Source organism: Prevotella sp. C0026C3 (genome assembly GCF_056590795.1).
The window spans coordinates 147,275-173,160 of record NZ_JBWPWW010000001.1 but is presented as its reverse complement, the minus strand read 5'-3'; the positions used below and the strand labels follow the sequence as shown (position 1 = coordinate 173,160).

General features: G+C 46.4%; 16 protein-coding genes. 5 read left to right on the top strand and 11 right to left on the bottom strand.

Features of this window, described 5'->3' with window-relative positions:
- Positions 1-129 precede the first annotated feature (129 nt).
- Genes AC1EK4_RS00680 through hflX form a run of 4 tightly spaced genes read right to left on the bottom strand, consistent with a single transcriptional unit; the run spans position 130 to position 7,860 of the window.
- Complete coding sequence (locus AC1EK4_RS00680; RefSeq protein WP_036899299.1) at positions 130-1,785, bottom strand: fumarate hydratase; 1,656 nt, start codon at positions 1,783-1,785, stop codon at positions 130-132.
- A gap of 27 nt (positions 1,786-1,812) precedes the next feature.
- On the bottom strand, positions 1,813-4,725 hold the full coding sequence (locus AC1EK4_RS00675; protein ID WP_480356702.1) for a M16 family metallopeptidase: 2,913 nt from the start codon (positions 4,723-4,725) through the stop codon (positions 1,813-1,815).
- Positions 4,726-4,735: 10 nt separating this feature from the next.
- Positions 4,736-6,598 (bottom strand): DUF4954 family protein, encoded by a 1,863-nt coding sequence (locus AC1EK4_RS00670; RefSeq protein ID WP_480356619.1) that lies wholly within the window; start codon positions 6,596-6,598, stop codon positions 4,736-4,738.
- A gap of 11 nt (positions 6,599-6,609) precedes the next feature.
- Entirely contained in the window at positions 6,610-7,860 is a 1,251-nt protein-coding gene (gene hflX / locus AC1EK4_RS00665) for a GTPase HflX (protein WP_480356618.1), read from the bottom strand.
- A gap of 226 nt (positions 7,861-8,086) precedes the next feature.
- Here hflX and nagB point away from each other — a divergent pair, with 226 nt between their 5' ends.
- The 4 genes from nagB (at position 8,087) to AC1EK4_RS00645 (ending at position 14,361) form a co-directional block, all read left to right on the top strand.
- Entirely contained in the window at positions 8,087-8,872 is a 786-nt protein-coding gene (gene nagB, locus AC1EK4_RS00660) for a glucosamine-6-phosphate deaminase (RefSeq protein ID WP_036899292.1), read from the top strand.
- Between the two features lie 29 nt (positions 8,873-8,901).
- The gene (locus tag AC1EK4_RS00655) at positions 8,902-10,893 is read left to right on the top strand and encodes a glucosamine-6-phosphate deaminase (protein ID WP_036899290.1); all 1,992 of its coding nucleotides are present in this window, start codon (positions 8,902-8,904) and stop codon (positions 10,891-10,893) included.
- Positions 10,894-11,103: 210 nt separating this feature from the next.
- Positions 11,104-11,694 (top strand): hypothetical protein, encoded by a 591-nt coding sequence (locus AC1EK4_RS00650; protein WP_480356617.1) that lies wholly within the window; start codon positions 11,104-11,106, stop codon positions 11,692-11,694.
- Between the two features lie 207 nt (positions 11,695-11,901).
- Positions 11,902-14,361: a S9 family peptidase gene (locus AC1EK4_RS00645; RefSeq protein WP_480356616.1), complete on the top strand. Its 2,460-nt coding sequence runs from the start codon at positions 11,902-11,904 to the stop codon at positions 14,359-14,361.
- Between the two features lie 91 nt (positions 14,362-14,452).
- Here AC1EK4_RS00645 and AC1EK4_RS00640 read toward each other — a convergent pair whose 3' ends face one another.
- The 4 genes from AC1EK4_RS00640 to AC1EK4_RS00625 form a co-directional block, all read right to left on the bottom strand.
- Positions 14,453-15,781, bottom strand: coding sequence for a retropepsin-like aspartic protease (locus AC1EK4_RS00640; protein ID WP_480356614.1), 1,329 nt, complete (start codon positions 15,779-15,781; stop codon positions 14,453-14,455).
- Complete coding sequence (locus AC1EK4_RS00635) at positions 15,778-16,107, bottom strand: hypothetical protein (RefSeq protein ID WP_036899282.1); 330 nt, start codon at positions 16,105-16,107, stop codon at positions 15,778-15,780. Before AC1EK4_RS00635 ends, AC1EK4_RS00640 begins: the two co-directional genes overlap by 4 nt.
- 44 nt (positions 16,108-16,151) lie before the next feature.
- On the bottom strand, positions 16,152-16,559 hold the full coding sequence (locus AC1EK4_RS00630) for a DUF2442 domain-containing protein (RefSeq protein WP_036899329.1): 408 nt from the start codon (positions 16,557-16,559) through the stop codon (positions 16,152-16,154).
- 112 nt (positions 16,560-16,671) lie between these two features.
- Entirely contained in the window at positions 16,672-16,806 is a 135-nt protein-coding gene (locus AC1EK4_RS00625) for a DUF4160 domain-containing protein (RefSeq protein WP_231725656.1), read from the bottom strand.
- Positions 16,807-16,926: 120 nt separating this feature from the next.
- On the opposite strand from AC1EK4_RS00625, the gene AC1EK4_RS00620 reads away from it, so the two are divergent.
- On the top strand, positions 16,927-19,737 hold the full coding sequence (locus AC1EK4_RS00620; protein WP_480356611.1) for a 3'-5' exonuclease: 2,811 nt from the start codon (positions 16,927-16,929) through the stop codon (positions 19,735-19,737).
- On the opposite strand, the gene AC1EK4_RS00615 is transcribed toward AC1EK4_RS00620, so the two are convergent.
- From AC1EK4_RS00615 to AC1EK4_RS00605, 3 genes are all read right to left on the bottom strand, one after another.
- The gene (locus AC1EK4_RS00615) at positions 19,724-21,718 is read right to left on the bottom strand and encodes an OPT family oligopeptide transporter (protein WP_036899280.1); all 1,995 of its coding nucleotides are present in this window, start codon (positions 21,716-21,718) and stop codon (positions 19,724-19,726) included. The genes AC1EK4_RS00620 and AC1EK4_RS00615 overlap by 14 nt on opposite strands.
- A gap of 333 nt (positions 21,719-22,051) precedes the next feature.
- Complete coding sequence (gene clpB / locus AC1EK4_RS00610) at positions 22,052-24,640, bottom strand: ATP-dependent chaperone ClpB (RefSeq protein WP_480356609.1); 2,589 nt, start codon at positions 24,638-24,640, stop codon at positions 22,052-22,054.
- 131 nt (positions 24,641-24,771) lie between these two features.
- Positions 24,772-25,875, bottom strand: coding sequence for a cation diffusion facilitator family transporter (locus tag AC1EK4_RS00605; RefSeq protein WP_480356607.1), 1,104 nt, complete (start codon positions 25,873-25,875; stop codon positions 24,772-24,774).
- Between the last annotated feature and the right edge of the window lie 11 nt (positions 25,876-25,886).

Genomic DNA, 25,886 nt, shown 5'->3' with positions numbered 1-25,886 from the left:
TATTAGTAGTGATGGGGGCAAAGGTAGCGATTTCTTTTGGTATCTTCTGCCCCCTAACATGAGAATGTTAAACAAAAAATCCCTGCAACCTTAATGGTGCAGGGATTTTTATATTGAAACTCGAAGTGTTTACTTCATAGGACAGCTGGGGCTCCAAGGCTTCAGTTGTTTGAAGAAATCATTGCCCTTATCGTCTACCAAGATGAAAGCAGGGAAGTCTTCTACATCAATCTTCCAAATGGCTTCCATGCCGAGTTCGGGATATTCCACACACTCGATGCTCTTGATTGAACTCTGTGAGAGGACTGCGGCTACGCCTCCGATGGTCCCCAAATAGAAGCCACCATGCTTTTGGCATGCATCGGTAACAGCTTGTGTACGATTGCCTTTGGCTATCATCACGAGACTGGCACCATGGTCTTGGAATTCATCTACGTATGGATCCATGCGGTTGGCAGTGGTTGGCCCCATCGAACCACAGGCATATCCCTCCGGAGTCTTGGCCGGTCCAGCATAGAGGATAGGATAGTCTTTGAAGTATTGTGGCATATCTTCGCCAGCATCCAAGCGAGCTTTGAGCTTAGCATGGGCTATGTCGCGAGCCACGATGATGGTACCTTTGAGGTTCACACGAGTAGATACAGGGTATTTAGTGAGTTCTGCACGTACAGCATCGATACCCTTATCAAGGTCGATGGTAATACCCTGTGCGCCCTCTCCGGGTTTACGATACTCTTCAGGAATCAGTTCTGAGGGGTTGTCGTCCATTTTTTCCAACCAGATACCATCGGCGTTGATTTTAGCTTTGATATTTCGGTCGGCTGAACAACTTACACCCATACCGATAGGACAGCTTGCTCCGTGGCGTGGAAGGCGGATAATGCGGATGTCATGAGCCAAAGCCTTACCGCCAAACTGTGCACCCAAGCCAATCTTGTGGGCTTCTTCAAGCAACTTGTTCTCCAAGTCGATGTCGCGGAAAGCACGTCCGGTCTCGTCGCCTGTGGTGGGTAAGTTGTCGTAATACTTGATAGATGCGAGCTTTACGGTAAGCAAGTTCTTCTCGGCCGAGGTACCACCGATGACGAATGCGATGTGGTATGGAGGGCAAGCTGCCGTTCCGAGACTCTTCATCTTTTCAACGAGGAAAGGCAACAATGTGCTTTCGTTTTGGATGGTAGCTTTGGTCATGGGGTAGAAATAGGTCTTGTTAGCCGAACCACCACCTTTGGCTACCATTATAAAGCGATACTCTGCACCCTCAACGGCTTCGATGTCTATCTGAGCGGGAAGGTTACAACGTGTATTAACCTCGTCGTACATGTTGAGCGGAGCATTCTGTGAGTAGCGCAGATTGTCTTGTGTGAAGGTGTTGTATACACCACGAGAGAGTGCTTCCTCGTCTTCGAAGCCTGTCCAAATCTGCTGTCCCTTTTCGCCATGGATAATAGCTGTCCCCGTATCTTGGCAGAATGGGAGCACGCCTTTAACTGCTGTCTCAGCATTGCGTAGGAATTGGAGAGCCACATACTTATCGTTTTCCGATGTTTCGGGGTCGGTAAGGATGGCTGCCACCTGCTTGTTGTGTGCCCGACGGAGCATAAATTCGCAGTCGTGGAAAGCTTGCTGACTCAACAAGGTCAAAGCTTCCTTGCTCACTTTTACAATTTGTTTGCCTTCAAATTCGGCAGTGCTGACTCCCTCTTTGGTCAAAAGACGGTACTCGGTATCGTCTTTTCCCACTTGGAACATGGGAGCATACTTGAAATCTGGTGCTTTTGCCATAATGTTTTTTAATCTATAATAGGTTGTTTAATATCCGAAAATAGTCTCTGTAGATACGCGCTTCACAGGGCCAATCTTTTCCAATTCCTTCATGTTCAGGTTCTTCTCGTCGCCTAAGATGATGTAGCGGTAAGGCTTGCGAGCCATGTGTTGCTGCTCGAAGTCGACGATATCTTTGAGTTGGATGCTTGGCAATGTCTCATAAATCTTCTTGTTCAAGTCGTAATCCAAGCCACGGTTTTTGGCATTGATGTACGCATTGAAGAACCCACCGCGCATCGTACGAACGCTCGCATAGAATTTGGTGAGGCTTTGTTTTGCCAATTGGAAGGCTGATTCGCTTTGTGGAATGGTGTCAAGAATCTCGTTAAAGACGCGTATACAGTCCGACATCTTGTCGTTCTGAGATATGATATAGGTCTGTACCCATTCCGGATGATTCTTCAAACGAGGCGTCATGTATCGGGCAGATGCGCTATATGCCAGTCCGCGAGCTTCGCGTAGTTCTTGGAATACAACACCGTTCATACCGCTACCGAAGTACTCGTTGAAGACAGCTTCGATGGTCGCGCGTTCCGGAGTCCACTGTGTATTCTCGTTATGATACATCATCATATAGATGTTTTTGGCATCATAAGGAGCCAACAGCACCTCGTTCTGTGTTGTGGTTTGCTCTTGATACTCTTTCTTTGTGGGTATGTTGATCAATTTCTTGCCCATACGGTGTTGCTTGTCTACCAATTTAGTGACGGCAGCGAGGCTCGACGGACCACAATAATATAAGGTGTGCTCATAGTTGCTCAGGTTTTTGATGAGGTCGACGAGCGTCTGTGGATTGGTCTGCTTGAGTTGTGAAGCCGACAATTGGTTCAGTTGAGGATTGTATTCGCCATAGATTCCATAGCTGGAAAGGGCACTGAAGTTGGCCGATTGAGACTTTTTGTTGTCGGCACGACCCTTTAGAATCAGACCCACATATTGATTGTAAGCCTCTGTGTCAACCTTCATGTTCTTCAAAACATTTTCGGCCAATGCCACAGCGGCAGGCATGTTTTCGTTCAATCCGGACAGGCTGACGGTGATAGCATTATCAGATACGTTGATACCGAAGTCGCAAGCTAATTTATAGAATTGCTGTTTCACTTGGTCGGCAGATAATTTGTCTGTTCCCAATAAGTCTACATAGCCGGCTGCATAGTCGTATCTTACGTCGCTTTGTTTGCCAAATTCGTAGCGATACATCATAGTGAAGAGCTTGTCGTTGGCCTCTTGTCGATATACTACTGGCAGTTTCTTGCCAGTTTTGGCGAATGTTAAGTCGCGTTTAAAGTCTACAAAATGAGGTTGTATAGGCTCCGGCTTGCTGGCAGCTATCTTACGTAAGAACTCACTACTCTTATCTCTGTTGGTCGGAATAGCCGTGATAGCCGGCTTTTCTATTTTCTTGATGGTCTTATCCTCGCCTGTCTTCTTGTATACACAAACGAAGTTTTGACCGAAATATTTGCGAGCAAACTCTACAATCTGTTGTTTTGTCATCTTCGAGATACGGTCCATACGATTCACAACCTGCTCCCATTCGATACCATTGATGAACGCATCGACGTACTGGCTAGCGCGAGAATTGTTGTTCAATAGCGATGCATAGTAAGCTCGCTTCATGTTGTTGACAATCGAGGGAAGCAAATCGTCGGAGAATTCTCCATTTTTCAGCTTTTGAATCTCGGCCAAGATGAGGGCGCGAACTTGTTCCAATGTTTGGCCTTCTTTAGGATACCCCACAGCTATAAATTCGCTATAATCGGTCAAAGCATTGACTCCTGTGCCTGCTCCTTGTACTTTCATGGCTTGATTCAAGTTCAAATCGAAGAGACCGGCACGGCCGTTTGACAACAGCGAACTGATGACTTCGAGCGTATCATTCTGCAAAGAAGAAGCCTTGTCAAACTTCCATCCCATCATCATGTTTTCTGCTTCGATACCTATAACCGTCGTATCAACAACAGCAGTGAGATTGGGTTGAACAGGGAATTCTGGGCGTGAGAGGTTCTCACTTTTCTTCCATCCACCGAAATATTTGTCGATTAAGGCTACGGTCTCGTCGGGATTCAAATCACCGGCCATACAGATAGCTACATTATTGGGTACATAGTACTTCTTGAAGTAGTTTTTGATATTGACGATAGAAGGATTTTTCAAGTGGTCGCCCACACCGATAGTAGTCTGTGTTCCGTAGGGATGAGTAGGGAAGAGCTTTTTATTGAGAGCATCCCAAACTTTCCGGGCGTCCTTGGCCAAGCCGATGTTGTACTCTTCGTACACAGCTTCAAGTTCGGTATGGAAGCCACGAATCACCATATTTTGGAAACGATCGCTCTGTACTTTGGCCCAGTTTTCAATCTCGTTGGCCGGGATATTTTCCTGATAGCAGGTCACATCGTTGCTCGTATAGGCATTGGTACCCTCTGCTCCGATGCTAGCCATCATCTTATCGTATTCGTTTGGGATATTATACTTGGCTGCCAACTGCGACAAGCTGTCTATGCTGTGATACCAAGCTTTGCGCTTTGTCGGGTCTTTGATGGTGCGATAGACCTCGTAACGATTCTGAATAGAGTCGAGTAGGGGTTGCTCGGCTGCCATATTACTGGTACCGAAGTGATTTGTTCCTTTAAACATCAAGTGCTCCAAGTAGTGAGCCAAGCCTGTCGTTTCAGCTGGGTCGTTGCGCGAACCGGTTCGTACGGCAATGTAGGTTTGGATGCGTGGTGCATCTTTATTGACGCTTAGATAAATCTTCAGACCGTTGTCAAGCGTATAAATACGCGTCTGCATGGGGTCGCCTTTGACTGTCGTGTAGTGATAATCCTTAGCTTGCATACCCATGACGGAGCATGCTAATATCATGACAGTGGCAATGATTCTCTTTGTTTTAATCATTTTCATGAATTTATAATGTTATACTGTTCTCTTCGTTTTGTTCTGTTTCGCGACTTAGCATATTGATGAAATCGCTCAATACACTCTTTTCCACATCGCTTGATGTTAATTCTTGCTCAGCATTTTTGCGAATTTGGTCTGCCCACATGTGTCGAGCTGCGATACCATCTTGCATGATTTGCTCCGTGGCATCATCGGTTAGCTCGGTCAGATGGTAATAATTGAGTATCAATCGGTACGTCCAAGCCCACTCATATTCCCGGTACGACTCGTGGATGTCAACCAATCGGTCGATGATGTCTTGCACCGTCTCGATGTCACCATGCTTGATGTCGTTGATTAGCATACGTTCCTCACTCTTCGGTAAGAGCATACCGGCAAGGTCACTCCATTGTCCACAGCCCGTTTGAGTGTAGGGTTGTTCGGCTTCATTCTGCTCTATACGCTGCTTCAATACCGCTCCCATGTAGATGTGCAAGGCCATATCGTAGTTTTGGATGCCCTGTTTTAAGTCGGCGGCAGATATTGCGTGCTCATGATAATAATAGGTGGGAGCGTGTTCTCCCGATGCTTCGCGCAGACGTTCGAGTATCTCTTTACCCTCGACGATACTTCCTATGGTGACAGGATTCAACCAGTCGAAGTCGACAATGCTTCTCTGATTGGCATGAACGCGCACATCGCGCTTCACCCACTTGTGTATGTCTCGATACAATCCGGCAGTGCAGAGTGTGTAGCCTGGCTTCAGATATACGGTGTCACCTACTGCTTTGAGCTGTGAGAAAGGCATTGACAGGGTATCAGGATGATGCGTTAAAACACCGGAACATGTAGAGAATGCGCCGATATGCACCGGCATGACCAGTTGACAACCGCTCTCTGTAGTGCATCCGCGCTCTAAAATACCATGATGGATAGCCCCCAGTTTACCGCAATCGTTGCTGAAATTAGTGGCGCTACCGGCATTGTAAAACGAGAACATGCCGCTCAATAGCAGGCTGTTTTGATGATGATTGGTACTGAAAGGACCGCAAAAAGCTGAGCAGACTTCCCCCTTACTCATGTTGGAATTGGCAAAGAAGACACTGCTAGTTGCTGTAAAACCATTGTTCAACTGACACGCTTCACCTACAAAACAATCTTGTATCTTTACACCGTTGGTGATGGATGAACCGTCGCAGATAATGGAATTTTCACAGATGACGGCCGTTCCAATAAATACACTGGCATTGGGTGAACTGATAATTGTGCAGTCGCAGAGTCGTTCGGCACCACTAATTTCACAGTCGTCGTGGATGATGGTGTTGGTAATCTCTTTGGTATTGACAATCTTCACGTTGTTACCGATGATGCCACGGTCGGGCATACGGCGCTCAATATCCTCATGAATGAGACGTCGGAGGGCGTCGCGCAACAGTTTGTCTTCGGCATGTAGCACCATGAGGGCGGCCAATTGACTGCTGAGATTGTGGAAGAGTAGCAGATTGCCTTCGCCCGATTCGTTGAGCACGGAGACCGGATTACCCTCTCCATAAGTCGCTCCTTCGGCTGTTTCCATCATTGCCACGTTGCCGATATAGCAGTCGTCGCCTATCGTATAGTTGTTGATATAGGTGCCGATATTCTCTATGAGACAGTTGTCGCCGATAGAAACGTTGCGCAGGGTGGCGTTGTTGATACCACTATGTTTCATGAATCCGCGGCTTACCTCGACATTTTTGGTAAATTCGCCCAACTCTATGTCACCGTAAAACATGACCCGATGCAAATAATTAGGCATGAAATCCTCGGCTACCTGTATCGCAGTCCAGTCTTCGGCCCAACAATTATTCTCTTCAAGTGTGATGATTTCTTTGTCTGTCAACTGTCTCATGTCTATCTGATTTAGTCTTCCATCTGTGGATAGAGGAAGTCGTTGTACGGATATTTTTGCACATGTAGCTCGCGCACCTTCTTATATAGTACGCTACGGAACTCATCGATGTTCTCTCGTTGCTTTGCCGATATGAATAGACAGTTCTCATTTAGTCGTGCCATCCAAGTGCGTTTGAGCTCTTCAAGTGTGATATTCTCTTTACGAATCGGTGTTAAATCGTCTTCTTCCTTTTCTATCCACGTGTAGTTATCAATTTTGTTGAAGACTATCATACATGGTTTCTCGGCACAACCCAGTTCGCTGAGTGTCTTTTCTACCACTTGTATTTGTTCTTCGAAATCGGGATGTGAGATGTCGACCACGTGTAGTAGCAGGTCGGCTTCGCGCACTTCGTCGAGTGTAGATTTAAAAGAATCGACCAAATCAGTAGGTAGTTTACGAATAAAACCGACAGTGTCGGCCAATAGGAAAGGCAGGTTGTCGACCACAACTTTGCGCACAGTGGTGTCGAGTGTGGCGAAAAGTTTGTTCTCGGCAAATACTTCGCTCTTGGCCATGAGGTTCATCAGTGTCGATTTACCTACGTTGGTGTAGCCTACAAGCGCCACACGAATCATGCGGCCACGGTTCTTGCGTTGTGTGGTTTTCTGTTTGTCGATTTCCAATAATCGCTGTTTCAGCAGCGTGATGCGCTGTAAGATGATACGACGGTCCATCTCTAACTGCGTTTCACCGGGGCCACGGAGTCCTACGGAACCCTTTCCGCCACCCGAACCCGAACCACCTCCTTGGCGTTCCAAGTGAGTCCAAAGGCGTTGGAGTCGCGGCAACATGTAGCGATATTGCGCTAATTCCACTTGAGTCTTGGCGTTAGCTGTCTGCGCTCGCATGGCAAATATGTCGAGAATCAGCGATGTTCGGTCTAGAATCTTCACGCCAAGTTCGCCTTCTATGTTGCGTATCTGCTTAGCCGACAGTTCATCGTCGAAGATGACCATACCCACCGGACGTTCGTTTTCTTCCTCGTCTTTGATGTATTGTTTTATCTCTTCCAGCTTACCTTTGCCCACATAGGTTACCTGACTAGGCCCGGCTACCTTTTGGGTGAATCGCTTGACGGTGACGGCTCCGGCCGTGTCGGCAAGGAATTCCAGTTCGTCGAGGTATTCCTTGGTCTTTGCTTCGTCTTGGTTTTGCGTGATAAGTCCCACGAGTACGGCTGTTTCGGCCTTTACTTCTGAGATGACAAATTCCTTCATGTATATTGTATTATAATCCATGCAAAGTTAAGAAATAAAGTCATAAATATGGCATTTCATCCTAAGTTTTATATACTCTAAGATTAGTATTTGCCAAGCGGGCTTGTCAATGGTGCGTTATAAAATATTAACTTTAAGAAAAATTGCTGTTTTGTTCGACTTTCTGATGTTTTTATGTTATCTTTGCTAATTCAAAAAAATAAGTAAACTAACTTAATTAGCAACCATGAGAGTAATCATTGAAAAAGATTATGAGAAGCTGTCTCAGTGGGCAGCGGAGCATGTTATCAATCGTATCAATCAGTTTAATCCTACACCAGACCATAAGTTTGTACTTGGTTTGCCTACAGGTTCTTCGCCTATTGGCATGTACAAGGCACTGGCAGAAGCTTGCAAGGCAGGTAGAGTGTCGTTTAAGAATGTGTTGACTTTTAACATGGATGAGTATGTGGGTCTTCCCGAATCACATCCTGAGAGCTACCATTCGTTTATGGCTCGCAATCTCTTCGACCATATCGACTGCCCAAAAGAGAATATCCATATTCTGAATGGTAATGCAGAAGACTTGGAAGCAGAGTGCGCTCACTATGAGGAAATGATTCAAGAGGCCGGTGGCATCGACTTGTTTATCGGTGGCGTGGGTGTTGATGGCCACGTAGCTTTCAACGAACCGGGTTCGTCATTGACTTCTCGTACTCGCCAGAAGACATTGACCACGGATACACGTATCGTCAATTCACGTTTCTTCGACAACGATATGAACAAAGTTCCTGCTTACGCATTGACCGTAGGTGTGGGCACAGTGATGGACGCTCGTGAGGTAATGGTACTTATCAACGGCCACTCTAAGGCTCGCGCTTTGCAGGCAGTGGTAGAAGGACCGGTAACTCAGATGTTCACAATCAGCGCTCTTCAGTTGCACAAGCATGGTATTATTGTATGCGACGAGGCTGCTACCGATGAACTCAAAGTGGGTACATACCGTTACTTCAAGGATATTGAACATAAGTAAAACGAACTTAATTATACAGGAGGTAAATAATGAGATTACATCTAAGTTCACAAATTGTACTGAATAAAGTACCTGAAGAGTTCTACCGTCCACGCACGGCTGTGGAGCGTTCTGAAATCACTCGTTGTGAGAAAGTACCTACAGAGATTTTCGCAAAGGTAGAAGAAGGTGCCGTAAATATAGCAGATGAAATCTGCAAACTCATCAATGAGCGCAGCAACGAAGGCCGCAATTGCGTGTTGGGTTTGGGTACCGGTAAGTCGTTGGTGCCTGTTTACGACGAGTTGATAGCTCGTTATGAGAAGAAAGAGTTGAGTTTTAAGAATGTAGTTGTATTCAACGCATACGAATATTTCCCCTTGAATGCCGACAGTCAGCATAGTGCTATGGCTCAATTGCATGCTATGTTCTTAGACAAAGTAGACATTAATCCACAGAATGTATATGGTCCTGACGGTACCGTAAAGCAGGATGATGTACAGCAACAATGTCGCGCTTACGAGCAGAAAATAGCTGAATGTGGCGGTTTGGACATTATTCTTTTGGGTATAGGACGTAGCGGTAATATCGCAACCAACGAACCCGGATCAGGGCTTACCACTACTTCTCGTTTGATGTTGCTTGATGCTACATCACGCGAAGAGATGACAATGAGCTTCAGTTCACAAGAACCTGTGCCTCCATGTTCCATCACTATGGGCATCGCTACAATCCTTGCGGCTCGTAAGGTGTTCATCACTGCATGGGGAGATGAAAAGGCTGAGGTGATTCAGAAGATGGTCGAGGGACAGATTACAGACGCTCTTCCTGCTTCATTCTTGCAGACTCACAACGACGCTCACGTGGTTATAGATCTCGCTGCAGCCAGCCAATTGACACGTATCGTTCATCCTTGGTTGGTAACTTCTTGCAAGTGGACCGATAAGTTGGTTCGTTCTGCACTCGTATGGCTTTGCTTGAAGACTGGCAAACCTATCTTAAAACTTACCAATAAAGATTATAACGAGAACGGATTATCAGAACTTTTGGCGCTGTATGGTTCTGCTTACAATGCCAATATCAAGATTTTCAACGACCTACAGCATACGATTACCGGTTGGCCGGGAGGTAAACCTGACGCTGACGATACCAATCGTCCGGAGCGTGCAAAGCCATTCCCCAAGCGCGTTATTGTATTCTCGCCACACCCCGACGATGATGTTATCTCCATGGGTGGTACTTTACGTCGCCTCGTTCAGCAGGGACACGAGATGCATGTAGCCTATGAGACCAGTGGAAACATTGCTGTTGGCGATGAAGAAGTAACTCGTTTCATGCACTTCATCAATGGTTTCAATCAGATTTTCGGCGACGAAAAAGATGAAGTTATCAAGAGCAAGTACAAAGAAATCAAAAAGTTCTTGGCCGAAAAGAAAGAAGGCGACATGGATACACGCGACATTTTGACCATCAAGGGATTGATTCGTCGTGGTGAAGCTCGCACAGCTTGTACTTACAATGGTGTACCATTGGAGCGCGTTCACTTCCTCGATTTACCATTCTATGAGTCTGGTAAGATCGAGAAATTGCCTATGGGTGAAGCTGATGTGGAAGTGGTTTTGGAGCTTTTGCGCAAAGTTAAACCTCATCAAATCTATGTTGCAGGTGACTTAGCCGACCCTCATGGAACTCATCGCAAGTGTACCGACGCTGTTATGGCGGCTATTGACGTAGAGAAGGAAGCCGGTGCTGAGTGGTTGAAAGACTGCCGTATTTGGATGTATCGTGGTGCTTGGGCTGAATGGGAAATCGAAAACATCGAGATGTGTGTACCGATGAGTCCCGAAGAGTTGCGTGCTAAGCGTAACAGTATCTTGAAGCATTCAAGCCAAATGGAGAGTGCTCCGTTCTTAGGAAACGACGAACGTCTGTTCTGGCAGCGTTCTGAAGACCGTAACCGTGGCACAGCTAAGTTGTACGATGATTTAGGATTGGCATGCTATGAGGCTATGGAGGCATTCGTAGAGTACAAACCTCTATAATTTACGGAATTAATATAAACCTTTATAAGGGCGGAGATGTGTAAACATCTTCGCCTTTTTTAGTGTGCAAAAAATAGGGGATAGATACTGTAAACATCTCTTTGACCTACCTAATTGTAGGTAATTTACTTGTTGGATGCTCCTTTTCTTTCTATTACCTCACAGGTTTTCAGTAGCTTTGTTAATAATTAATCATTCAAAAACTATAATATGAAACATTTATTGCTATTGGTATGCCTGTTGTCCTGTGTGTGGTCTTCTGTCCGAGCTGGTGATCATGACACCTTTCCATCACAACATTTGGAGATGGAACATGGACCTCGCACATTTGTAGGTGGCTCTCTTACCTATTGGAATAATCAGAAAGAGCATAGTCATACGTTCAATTTCTATCCAGAAATCGGACGTTTGTTCAATCAAACATGGGGAGTGGGCGTCATGTTAGGTTTCGGACATGAGAAAGAAAGCAACGGAATGAAGACCACAAGTTATAAAGTGGCTCCCTTTGCCCGTTATTATTATGTACATAAAGGGCCTTTCAACCTATTTATGGATGGCGGTGTGGGTTATAGTTATCGCAAGACTTCGGAGGCAACGGGTAAGAAAAACGGTTATGAAATAGGCGTGCGTCCGGGCGCATGTGTCGACCTTACCGAGGGGCTTTGCCTTTGTCTGCGCATGGGTTTTGTTGGTTATCGCAATCATTATACTGGTGGCGAAGAGGCCGAAATTGGCAATTCGGGATGGGGTATACGTTTTGCCCCGGAAGAATTAATGATAGGTTTGGAGCTAGAGTTTTAATATCTGCCATTTTAGGACAAAAGAACATCAACCTGATTCGTATCTTTCTACGTGGGTTGATGTTCTTTTGTCCTTTTTAGTATCCCTTCTCTTCTTTTTCAGTATTGCTGCTTTCGGTGTGACAAATGTTGTATGATATTCTATGGTCTTTTGCATTAAAAAGCCTATTTTTGCAGTAATATACTTCTAATTTTAAATGAAATTACGATGAAAAAGTCATACTTATTTCTTCTTGCATGCTTGTTTTTGGGGCTCGATACAAACGTCTATGCCATTGATGTCAACACCTTTCGCTACCAAGGGCCGTATGCTGTGTATCGTCCTTTGATGCTCGACAGCATTGATATCAATGCCGAGAAATTCTCGGATGAATCGCTTTTGAAGACGAGTCTTATGGTTCAAGCCAATGATGAAAGCAAGATATACACTGGTAAACAAGTACCTACGAGCACGGATGCATACGCTTTGCACCTGTTAAAGTTCAATTTTAGATCGCGAGGATATGTGAAAGGACAGATCTCTGTCACTGGTTTGAAATCGTATGAAGTGACTATTGACGGACAGTCTGCCCAAGGCGAGCAGACGTTTTTGCCCGGAACGCACCTCGTAACCATTAAATATATGTCGCGTAAAGGGCGTCGCGAAGTGTTGAAGGTGAGTGTCAAGGCCGATAAAGAGTCGCTCCTGTCGGTTGATGCCGATGCCGAGCGCAGTTATTCTTTGGGCGATGTGCTTGATGGTAAACGGTTTTCTGGTGTCTCACTGTCGCATGATGGACGTTATCAGATTACCTCTTACCGCATTACAGAGCCTGAAGAAGAGAGCTATTTCGTATGGCGCCTCACAGAGGTTGCTACTGGTAAGTTGATTATTGAGTCGCTCTCTACCCTCAAATGGGTGCCGGAACGCAATGCCTATTATGTGGAAGAGAGCTTAAAAGATGGAGTTCGCCTAACCATGACGGATATAGAGACGGGTCAACAACGTGTGCTTGCCACCCGATTACCCATCGGAGCTTCGTTCATGATTTCTCCTACGCTGAAAGATATTATCGTGTCGAACGTGCAACAGGGGCCTGCCGGGCATAAAGATATTTACCAAATCGTGGAACCCGACGATCGTCAACCGGGGTGGCGCGACCGTAAAAGCCTCGGTACATATAAGGTGGAGACCGGTATCTTACAGCCTTTGACCTTTGGTTTTCACAATGTTGTGGTACAAGATATATCGACTGACGGTCGTTATCTGCTCATCATGACCAGTCGAAGTAGGCTGACGAAGCGTCCGACAACGCTCTATTCGCTCATACGTATAGACCTTCAGGAGATGAAATCCGAGACATTGGTGGCCGATGATGGCTTTATAGCCGATGCAAAATTCTCGCCCGATGGCCGTAGTCTCGTCGTGAAGGGCTCGCCCGAAAGCTTTGGTGGAGTGGGGAAGAACGTACCCGAAGGACGTATTCCCAGTATGTACGACTATCAACTCTATACGCTTGACATAGCCACACGCCACGTAATGCCACTCACACGTTCCTTTAATCCGTCTATTGCACAGTATGAGTGGAGCCGCGCCGATGGTCAAATCTATTTCTCGGCATTGGATAAAGACTATTGCCGGTTGTTCCGTTTGTCGCCTGCTGATGGTAAGATCGTGCGTATAGATGTACCAGAAGACATGGTGACCGAGTTTTCTTTGGCTAATCAAAGCGATCGGATGGCATGGTGTGGAATGAGTGCTTCTAATTCTGACAGACTCTATCTGCTCAATACGAAAAGCGGACAATCGGAGTTGGTGGAAGATTTGAGCCGCGATATACTCAAAGGGGTGAAGCTAGGAAAGTGCGAGGCTTGGGACTTCGTTAACAGTCGTGGCGACACCATCAGCGGTCGTTTCTATCTGCCGGCTGACTTCAATCCGGCCAAGAAATATCCGCTTATTGTGAACTACTATGGCGGTTGTTCGCCTACTAGCCGCAATTTTGAGTCGCGTTATCCGCAACACTTGTATGCAGCTATGGGCTATGTGGTTTACGTGATCAATCCGAGTGGTGCCGCAGGGTTTGGACAGGAGTTCGCCTCTAGACACGTAGCCACAGCCGGACAGGGCGTGGCCGAAGACATCATTGAGGGTACACGAAAGTTTTGTGAGGTTCATCCTTACATCAATACGCAGAAGATTGGCTGCATCGGAGCGTCGTATGGCGGTTTCATGACACAGTATCTCCAGACCCGTACAGACTTATTTGCCGCTGCCATCTCGCATGCAGGTATCAGCGACCACACCAGTTATTGGGGCGAAGGCTATTGGGGATACAGCTATAGCGAGGTGTCTATGGGCGACCGTTATCCATGGTCCGACCGTAAACTCTATGTCAATCAGTCGCCATTATTCAATGCCGATAAGATTCATACGCCCTTGCTCTTCTTGCATGGCAGCGCAGACCATAACGTGCCTTTGGGAGAAAGTATTCAGATGTTCAACGCCCTGAAGTTATTGGGACGTCCCACGGCTTTTGTCGTAGTGGATGGACAAGACCATCATATACTTGATTATAAGAAACGAGTGAAATGGCAGAACACCATCTTCGCATGGTTTGCGAAGTATTTACAAGACGATTCCGCATGGTGGGACAGCCTATATCCGAAGGTGGCGATAGACGAATGAGTTTATTGCAAAGGCTCGGCAACATCGTTGCCGAGCCTTTGCTGTTTTACTGCCGGGACTTTTCAGCAATGCTGGCGAGCCCTTGCAGCGATTAAGGAGTGACACTTATGAACATCGAGCGTAGATTGATGGTGGTCTTACGGAAGCGATGTACGAGATCCATTCCCATTCTTCCGTCTACAGTAGAGACCCATCCGTTGGGCTTCGGGTCTACGTATACCTGTTCGATATTGACCGGTGTACGGCCCAAATGAAAGTTGAACCGGGGCAACATATAGACTTCGCGAATATAGACACGGCCATATTCTACCTGCGCAATGGAGTCTTTTTCGGCCGATTGAAGTATTTCTGAGCGGTGTTTGTCGAAGTATGGATAGTAGAGTGAGCCTGTGGTGTCGCCCGTATCAAATACCATTGTGAGATGTTCGTTGCCTTGGTTGACGCGCATGTAAGGCACGTTTTGGAGGTAAAGATTGCGCCCAGAGGCTGGTAGGGGTGTCTGTTTGCGCGGAAAGAGTAACCGTTGTTGGTCGAAAAGTATCTGGGTTTCGCCCACAGCCGAGATGAAGTCGAGCCCCAATACGGCGTCGATGGTGGTGCCGATAAGCTCGTTGAGCGACGAGATACCTACATAGACGATGAGGTTATGGTAGGTGATTTCGCCCACACGCAGACTATCTACGAAGGCTCGCCGGGCTTGTTGATAGCCATTGAGGGTGATGGTGTCGGGCAGGAAGTGCAGTCCCAGTCGCTTGGCAGTGGCCTCGGAGAGGAATGTTTTCGATGCTCCTGTGTCGAAAACCATTTGTAGTGGATGGCCGTTCATGTGCGCCCCAACGGTCAATAGATAGCCTTTGAAGTCTTTCTTTGCTTTCTGTACCCATGCATCTTGATTTTTTGCCTGCATGCTTCGCAATGTAAACGGTATAGAAACATCTTTGTTTGGAAGTTGAAGAGCCGGTCCGGGAAGATGGTCCAACGATTTGTTTTGTGCTTGGAAAGCCTCCAATGGTTTCCAATCTTGTTCATGGGCGCCCTCGGCCTTGCGTAGTCGAGTCATTTCTCCCAGTAAGATGGTGGCTTCACAATAACGGCCTATGGTGTTGAGCATGCGGCATTTGAGCATGGAAAGACGGTAGTAGGGCTCGCGATTCTTACGATAAAACTGTCGAGTGAGCAATGTGTCGAGATACGCAATGGACTTGCGTGGATTGTTTTGTAGATAGGATAGCATTGCATCGGCGGTGAGACGGACGCCCGTATCTTTGATATGTGGGCGTAATGAGACATATTCTGTATCCAACGTAAACCAGTCTTCTTGTTCAATGAGGTTGCTTACGCGCTGGTCAGTAGGTTCTGTAGCCGCGTTACACGACAGCATACAGATGGCCGATAAAGCTATGAAGAATTGTCTAATCATCGATGTTCCTTTCTTAAATATTTCCACCAAGCGTAGTGGCGACGGTGTAATAGATAGTTAGGGTCGTGCATGTGGGCGTAGGCTTCGCGCTCCATAGAAATGTGGGTGTATGCTCTGCCGTGCATGAAGAGGCGAATGAGCCACTCAACCATGTACCACAGATAGAACCCAACGCCCCCCATCTCTACCATTTGAGCCGTATGTATGCGCTCGTGCTGAATGAGTTCGAGCGTGATACCGGTTCCCTTACGGCAGAAAAGCAGTCCGAAGAGGTTGATGGCATCGTACTGTTTGAAAGGTATAAACCTGTTGTGGATAATTCGCATGATACAATTGGAAGGTTTTAGTGGGTAAACCTTACCATTCCATATTAAAAGGTTGCGGCAGTATATTCCTTGCCAATACTGTGTACGGCTTCTAGAATCTCACGCTCACGTTCTTTCGATGGACGTTTGAATCCGTTGATATAGTTTCTCAAAAGGGTTGCATTGAACCCCGTGCGACGTGCAAACTCAGCGATATTAATCTCTTTATGCGTAAGGAAAAAGCGTTGAAGTAAGGTCGGTTCTGCATCTTCGTATTCGAAACTTTCATAACTGATGTCGGTGTCAAGATGTCTCCAATGGATTCCATCGGAGCCTAGTGTGTAATTTATTCGTTGCTCTTCGGTAGCCTCTTTTAGTGCAGGATACCATAACAACGATTGACGATAAGTTTGCCCATTGGCTCCCATTGCATATATATATTCCTTATCAAACCATATTCTTTTTATCTCCATATTACTCTCCTCCATTGAAATATCTGTTCCAAGCCTTAATGATAATATTTTTATTTTCTTCTATTACCATCTCTATCTTTTTGAAGTCGTTTGCCTTGATGCCGTGTTTCTCTTATAAAGAGAAATGGTCTCCGTCCCAATTAAATTTAGCATGACCTCTATTTCCTTCTACATGTACGTGCAGAGGTTCATGCTCTTGACTATAAAAGAAGAATGAATAACCGAAGAATCTAAATATCTCTGGCATATCGTTGAATCTTATATGGCAAATATAGGTGTTATTTTTGATAACTCAAAATATAGATAGTGAAACATTGCTATTGTAATCAAGATATTTTTTTAGTATATTTGTGGAAACGTAAATAGCATGAATGCAAAGATAAGTAAGGATGAAAGAGTGGGAGATGGTACGCCTTTGGAAAGTTCAAAGGGGCGCGGTTTCACCCTCGATTCAAGCCAACAAGAGGTTGTAGAAGCCCAAGAAGGCTATCATTTGGTGCTGGCTCCGCCCGGATGTGGTAAGACACAGATACTCACCGAGCGCATTCGCGTGGCGCATTCTTTGGGAGTTGACTATGCCGGTATGCTTTGTTTGACCTTCACCAATCGTGCTGCCCGCGGCATGATGGAGCGTATTCATGGGCAAATAGCAGATGAGGGAGTAGACGAAGTCTTTGTGGGAAACGTGCATCGGTTTTGTTCCAAATATCTCTTTGAGCATGCTTTGATACCGGCCGAGGCTTCGATTATCGACGAAGAAGATACCATCAGTATTTTGGCTAACATCTTAAACGAGGACGAATATGAGGTAGCTGCTGCACCACGGCGCCATCGTGCTTACATGGAAGTGATGCAGTTGTCGCATTTCATGTACCAGTTGACACATGAACATCCGCGTACTTTGCGTCTTCATCCTGAATGTTTATCGCCCGATGATGTCGAGGCAATGCGGATAATATGCCGACATCAGCATTTGGAACTGAGTGCTCGGACAGTTGAAGACTTTTATATGAATGCCGATTTCTATTTGGATGAGGCTCGAAGTGAGGCTTACGACATGGGCGAGCAGCAAATAGTGAACCACTTATTGATAAAGATGCGTACGGCAAGACTGTTCGATGTGTACCGTACGGAGAATAAGTTGGTGGACTTTGAAGACTTGTTGTTGCTCACATACGAGCATCTGCGACATGCCAAGGAAGATGAAAGAAGGGTGTATCGGTGGATTCAAGTGGACGAAGTACAGGACTTGAATGCACTCCAATTAGCCATTATTGATGCTTTGACAGCGCCTTGTAATCCCACGGTAGTGTACCTCGGAGACGAACAACAGGCCATTTTCTCGTTCATGGGAGCTAAGATGTCGACCCTTGAAGTGCTGAAAAAGCGGTGTAAAGACCATCTACATCGCTTGCAGATGAACCATCGTTCGCCCCGTTACTTGCTTGATGTATTCAATATTTACGCCGAAGAAGTGTTGAAGATTGACCCTGCTTTACTGCCGACAACAGATTATGAACCGGCCAGACTGGGCAATGAACTGCAGTTATTTCAATCGGAAAACATCGAATCAGAGTGTTTGGATGCTGCTCAGATAGCCGAGCAACTCATGCTGGATTATCCCGATGAGAATGCAGCCATCATCGTTAGTTCAAATCGGGATGCCGATGCTATCAGCCAAGCATTGCGGTCTCGTATGGTCAACCACTTTAAAGTATCGGGCGAAGACCTCTTTTCTTCACCCGTAGTAAAACTCCTTTTCGCTCATTTCAATCTGATTTCGTGTGAGCATAACTTTATTTCTTGGGCGCGAATATTGAAAGGTTTGCACGTGTTTGAGACCAATACGGCTGCTCGAAACTTCGTTCGTACGTTGCTAAACCATGCTATGTTGCCCTCCGATTTCCTGCTTTTCCCCGGCTCTTCGTATGTTCAGAAGTTTGTGGAGACGTACGATGAATGTGAAATCGTGGTATTTGATACCGAAACAACTGGCCTTGATGTGTTTGAAGACGACATTGTTCAGATTGCAGCTGTGAAGCTGAGAGGTGGCAAGGTGGTAGAGGGAAGTCGGTTATCGCTGTTCATTCAGACTGCCAGACCAATTCCCGAAATGCTTGGGGATATTAAAAATCCCATCTTGGAAGAGCTTCGTCATCATGAACTTTTGTCTCCTCCAGAGGCTTTAAGACAGTTTCTTGATTATGTAGGTGATGCCGTTTTGCTTGCTCATAATGCCGAATACGATTATCATATCCTCACTTATAACTTGCAACGATACCTACCCGATGTTGATTTAGGCAGTCTTCATCCGCTTTATTTCGACTCGTTGAAGTTGGCACGATTACTTGTTCCCGGGTTGAAGGAGTATAAGTTGAAGTATCTGTTGGCTGTTCTACACTTGGAAGGGGAGAACTCTCACTTGGCCGATGCGGATGTTGAAGCTACTGTTAGCGTCGTAAATTATTGTTATCAGCAAGCAAAAGAGATGGTAGAAGGGCAGCAAAAGCTGATGCAGCAAAAGCGAGTTGCGTCGCGAGTAGAGGTGTTGCGTCGCGTCTATGGGCCTATTTATGCGCATACGCAAGCCCGTTTGTATAGACGAGAGATGCAGGGTGATCGCCCCGCATTGGTCGATGAATTGCTTTATATATATGGTGTGTTGAAACAAGATAAGGTAATCGAGCCGGTTCGTTCGCTCGATTACATCGTTCGTTACCTCTCTCATGACTTGATAAACAAAGAGAGTGGAGGGGCATTGGTAGAACAATTGGCTAATCATCTCACCACGATGAACACGTTGAAAGAAGCCGATTTATGCAGCAGTCAGGCTATAGAAGACCGTATTTTTGTGACAACAGTGCACAAAGCAAAAGGTTTGGAGTTTGATAACGTGATTATCTTTGATGCAGTGGAAGACCGTTATCCGAGTTATTTCAGTCGTAACAATCCTCAACAAATGGCTGAGGACGCTCGTAAATTTTATGTTGCCATGACGCGAGCTAAGAAGCGTGTCATCGTGATGCAGAGTGTTTCGCGCCTTGATTATCACGGTGTAGCGCAGCCACGTAGACTCACTCGTTTCATGACACCGCTATTGAGGTGGTTTGATGTAAGCCCAACCCCAACCCTCCCCCTTGATGGGGAGGGCTTGAGAGGGACTTCTATTTCTTTGTAGCCTTGATGAAATAGAGTATCAAAAGTACGTAAGCGGCAAGCGAACAAAGCTCTGAGAGCGGATTAGCAAGCCATGCTTCGTTTACAAGATTGATTCCACCGAAGCGCAGAAGTGCACTTACCACACCCATTAAGGCTCCTCCGGCAATGAAACCACTGGCAATCAGCGTTCCTTTCTCACCACGTTCTTTATTCACCTGAGCGTCTTTGCTGCGCGAAGTGACAAACCAATTGATGGCTCCACCGACTAGTAGAGGTGTGTTTAACTGCAAAGGAATGAACATACCGAGGGCGAATGCCAAGGCCGGAACTTTACAACGGTCGAGTATAATAGCGATAGCTGCACCGATAGCATAAAGTACCCAAGGTGCACCGACGCCGTTCATGAGCGGATCGATGACCGCTGCCATAGCGTTAGCTTGCGGTGCTGCCAACTGTCCGGAGGTGAATCCATAGGTCTCGTTGAGCAACATCATGACGCCACCTACGGTAGCTGCGCTCACCAAAGTACCAAGGAATTTCCAACTCTCTTGCTTTTTAGGTGTCGTACCGAGCCAATATCCAATCTTCAAGTCGGTGATAAACGAACCTGCCATAGATAAAGCTGTGCACACAACTCCACCCATGATGAGGGCAGCCAACATGCCTCCGGGGCCATTTAAGCCCACAGCCACCATCACCACAGAAGCTAATATCAGCGTCATCAAGGTCATTCCCGATACTGGGTTGCTACCTACGATGGCGATAGCATTGGCTGCCACGGTGGTAAAGAGGAATGCAATGAGCGTTATCAGTAGGATTCCGACAACGGCATAGGGTAGATTTCCGCTCATCACACCGGTCCAGAAGAAGATGAATGTAGCCAAAATGGTGACGATACTACCCACAGCTATAATCTTAAAAGAAATGTCGCGTTGTGTGCGTTTCTGTGCTGTTGCGGCCTCATCACCACCTTTTAGTTCCTTGGCAGCAAGCGAAGTAGCACCTTTAATGATGCCCCAACTCTTGATAATACCGATAATTCCGGCCATGGCAATGCCTCCGATGCCGATGCTCTTGCCGTAGGCTGAGAAGATTTCTTCGGCAGACATGCTACCCACTGTTGCCTGAATGGAGGGATCCCACATGTTTAATACTTGGTCGTGGAATAGGATTGACATGCCCGGAACGATGAGCCACCATACCGATAGCGACCCTAAACAGATAATCAAAGCATATTTTAAGCCCACGATGTAGCCCAGTCCGACTACAGCAGCACCCGTATTGATTTTGAAAACAAGTTTGGCTTTATCGGCCAATAGTTCTCCGAGACCGACGACACGCGACGTAAAATTCTCGTTCCACCAGCCCATTGTGGCCACGATGAAGTCGTAGAGACCACCTACAAGTCCCGATATAAGCAACGGTTTTGCTTGATTTCCGCCCTTCGCACCGCTCACTAACACTTGTGTGGTGGCCGTAGCTTCGGGGAAAGGATACTTGCCGTGCATATCGCTCACAAAGTATTTGCGGAACGGAATGAGGAACAATATACCGATGATACCGCCCAATGCCGAGCTCATAAATATCTTAAAGAACGATGCTGTCATCGCATCGCCATACTTAGCTTGCAGAATATAGATGGCCGGTAAGGTGAAGATGGCACCTGCCACCACTGCTCCTGAACAAGCACCGATACTCTGTATGATAACGTTCTCGCCTAGTGCGTTTTTACGTTTGGCTGCTGTCGAAGCACCAACGGCAATGATGGCGATAGGGATAGCGGCTTCGAAGACTTGCCCGACCTTTAATCCCAGATAGGCAGCAGCGGCAGAAAACAGCATCGCCATGACGATTCCCCACGTCACCGACCATCCGTTTACTTCCGGATAGTTGCGTTCCGGACTCATAATAGGCTTGTATTCCTCACCTTCTTTCAATTCTCTGAATGCGTTCTCAGGTAGTTCCATGGGCTCTACCTCTTTGATTTGTTCTTCTTGCATGAATGTTAACGAAATAGGGTTAATATGCTACAAAAGTAACATATTTATATAAGAAGACCATTGGATTGTATGAGAAATAACGTATTTTTGCAACAGACATTCATCTATGGCAACGCTATGAAAGCTTTCTATAGGCTTTGCAGTGAAGTGGCGGTAATGCTTTGACTGGGCAAAACCTTATATCTGATATTCTATTCAATACATAATAATGCCTTATTTCAGGCTATTATATGGGACGAGATGAAAGTAGTATGCCTTCGGAAATATACATTAAAAATGGGAAAAAGTTCATCAAACCATGATGAACCTTTCCCCATGAAAGTCTAATCTTTATTAGTTTCTGAACACAAGCCCATTGTTGTCGGCATCGATGATGATGGGCTTGTCGCGTAATACGTTCTCTGATAGGAGCTGTTTGCTTAAATCGTTAAGCACAAAACGCTGTATGGCACGCTTTACCGGACGTGCTCCGAACTCCGGTTCGTAGCCTTCCGTGGCCAAGAAATTGATGGCTTTAGGTGTCCACTCGATGCTGAAGCCCTGTTGTTCGAGCATTTTGCGCACGTGTTTCATTTGTAGTGTGACCACCTTTCCAATCTCTTCTTGTGTCAAAGGCAGGAACATGATGGTTTCATCGATACGGTTTAAGAACTCCGGACGAATGCTCTGTTTCAGCATTTCCAACACTTGGTGGCGCATTTCATTCATCTTTTCATCCCTATTGTAGACGTTCATATCCTGCATTTGTTGCTGGATGTACTGACTGCCGAGGTTGGATGTCATGATGATGATAGTGTTTTTGAAGTTCACTGTGCGCCCTTTGTTGTCGGTCAATCGGCCGTCGTCCAACACTTGCAACAAGATATTGAAGACGTCGGGATGTGCTTTCTCAATCTCATCGAACAGTACCACGCTGTACGGTTTGCGTCTTACAGCCTCCGTTAGTTGCCCTCCTTCGTCGTAACCCACGTATCCCGGAGGTGCGCCGATGAGTCTGGAGACGCTGAATTTCTCCTGATATTCACTCATATCTATACGAGTCATCATGTTCTCATCATTGAAGAGATACTCAGCGAGCGCCTTGGCCAATTCGGTTTTTCCTACACCTGTGGTGCCCATAAAGATGAAAGAGGCTATCGGACGCTTTGGATCTTGCAGTCCGGCGCGACTTCTTCGCACCGCATCGCTTACCGCTTGGATGGCTTCTTCTTGCCCGATGACACGCTTATGCAGTTCCTCTTCCAAATGAAGAAGCTTCTCGCGCTCGCTTTGAAGCATTCGTGTGACGGGGATACCTGTCCATCTGCTCACCACTTCCGCGATGTCGTCGGCCGTCACTTCTTCCCTTATCATGCCCTCGCCGCCTTGAGTTGCCCTCAATTGTTGCTGTATATTGTCGATGTCATCCTGCAATGCTTGGAGCTTGCCGTAACGTATTTCGGCCACTCTCTCGTAGTTTCCTTCTCGTTCGGCACGCTCTGCTTCAAACTTGAGGCTTTCCATTTCCTGCTTATCTTGCTGTATCTTGTTGACCAATCCTTTCTCCGATTCCCATTTAGCTCGGTATTGATGTTCCTCTTCTTGGAGTTCGGCAATCTCTTTATCGAGTTGTGCTATCTTGTCGGTATCGTTCTCTCGCTTGATAGCTTCGCGTTCTATTTCAAGCTGTTTCAACCTACGAGTAATCTCATCGAGCTCTTCCGGCACCGAGTCGCGCTCCATTCTAAGCTTGGCGGCAGCCTCGTCCATGAGGTCGATAGCCTTATCCGGCAAGAAACGGTCGGATATATAGCGCTCCGAAAGTTGCACCGCTGCGATGCAAGCATCGTCTTGTATGCGCACTTTATGGTGGTTTTCGTACCGTTCCTTTAGGCCACGTAAGATGCTGATAGCGTCTAGTTCGTCGGGTTCATCCACCATTACTGTCTGGAAACGGCGCTCTAATGCCTTGTCTTTTTCAAAGTATTTTTGGTACTCATTGAGTGTAGTTGCACCGATAGCACGGAGTTCGCCACGAGCCAATGCAGGCTTTAATATGTTGGCAGCATCCATAGCACCCTCGCCACCACCGGCTCCAACGAGCGTGTGTATCTCGTCGATGAAGAGGATAATCTCACCGTCTGCGTTGGTCACTTCCTTGATAACACCTTTCAATCGTTCCTCAAACTCGCCCTTATATTTGGCTCCTGCTACTAGAGCTCCCATGTCGAGAGAGTATAATTGCTTGTTTTTGAGGTTCTCAGGAACATCACCTCGTACGATACGTTCGGCCAAACCTTCCACGATGGCGGTCTTACCGGTACCCGGTTCTCCTATTAATATCGGGTTGTTTTTGGTTCTTCGAGACAGGATTTGCAGCACTCGACGAATCTCGTCATCGCGTCCTATGACCGGATCGAGCTTGCCTTGACGTGCATCTTCGACCAAGTTTTTAGCGTATTTCTGCAATGCTTGATAGTTCTCATCGCCGCTTTGGTTGTCTACTTTTTTGCCTTGGCGCAGTTCGTTGATGGCTTGTAGCACGCCGTTCTCGGTGCAACCGGCATCTTTTAGAATTCTGCTAGCAGTGGAATTGACGCTCAATAATGCCAACAGCATAGGTTCGATAGATACGAATTCGTCTCCTAATTTCGTGCTATAATCTTGCGTTTTTTGTAATACGGCATTTGTTTCGTTGCTCACGTAAGGCTGTCCGCCCTGTACTTTAGGTAAGTGTTGAATCTCTTGTTGTACCGCCTGCTCTATCAACTGTGTGTTGATGGCTAGCTTTTGGAATATAAAATTGGTCACATCTTTGCTTTTGTTCATGATGCCTTGAAGCAAATGAACCGGCTCTATAGCCTGTTGGCCGCTGCTTTGAGCTATGTTTGCAGCTTCTTGCACGGCCTCTTGGGCTTTGATAGTAAACTTGTTGAAATCCATATCGTGTCTCCTTTCCTTGATTAATTCAATGTTTTATTCATTCAGTAAAGGAGAAGTCAAACCCCATGCCTTATTAAAGTTCGTGCCTTTTTGGCATAATTGTGTGTCAAAAAGGCATGAATCGGGGCTGCTTAATCGCTATAGTTATTGTCTATAATGATGCTGAAATGGTAGTCGGGAAAGGTTTCTTGCAGGTTTTTCAAGTATCGTTTGAGAAGTCCCTCTTTTTCTTTTACCCCGTCTTCGGGTATGATATCGAGTGAGATGGTGCGTGTTTCTGTGTCCAAGAAGAATCCATGTGCCTGACAAATATCGGGACATTCGGCAGTCATCTCCATCACTTGTTGTTGCAATTGAGTTGTTAAGTTATCGCCGGAGTTGATGGCATAGATGCCTATAGTGGCGATGATGCCGAATTTCTCCATCAGTCTGTGGCTGATACGATGGGTGAGTTTGTGTATCTCTATGGCCGAAGTGGTGTCTAATACGCTGATATGGAGCGACCCAATGATGGTATCCGGCCCGTAGGTATGCATGATAACGTCGAACACTCCGCACACTCCATCGAATGTTTTTACTTCGTCTTTGATGTTAGTAATAAGCTCTTGAGAGATGCGTGTACCCAAAATCTGATTCACGGGAGAGGCCAACATCTCAATACCGGCCTTGATAATGAGCAGTGAGATGAGCACACCGAGGATACCATCAATGGAAAAATGCCATACAAGCATGATGACAGCCGATACCAAAGTACCCAAGGTGACGACGGCATCAAAGGTTGCATCGGCTCCACTAGCGATGAGAGCGTCTGATTGGAGTCGCTCTCCCGTGCTTTTAACATATCGTCCGAGGATGAGCTTTACGACGATAGCTGTGATGATAACCGTCAATGTGACGGTGGTATATTCGGGAGTTGTGGGGTGTAAAACCTTCTTTCCGGACTCTATGAGCGATGTAATACCGGCAGCAATCACGAATACCGCAATCACAATGGCGCTGAGATATTCTATTCGTCCATGCCCAAAGGGATGCTTACGGTCGGCCGGTCGGGCTGAATATCGGGTGCTGATGATGGTCACGACCGACGAGAATACGTCGCTCAGGTTGTTGACTGCGTCCATCACGATAGCAATGGAGCCTGCCAAGAATCCTACCACGGCCTTGAAAGAGGCCAACAGTACGTTGGACAAAATGCCGATAAGACTTGTCCGAATAATCTGTTGATTCCTATTCATTGCATCGTTTA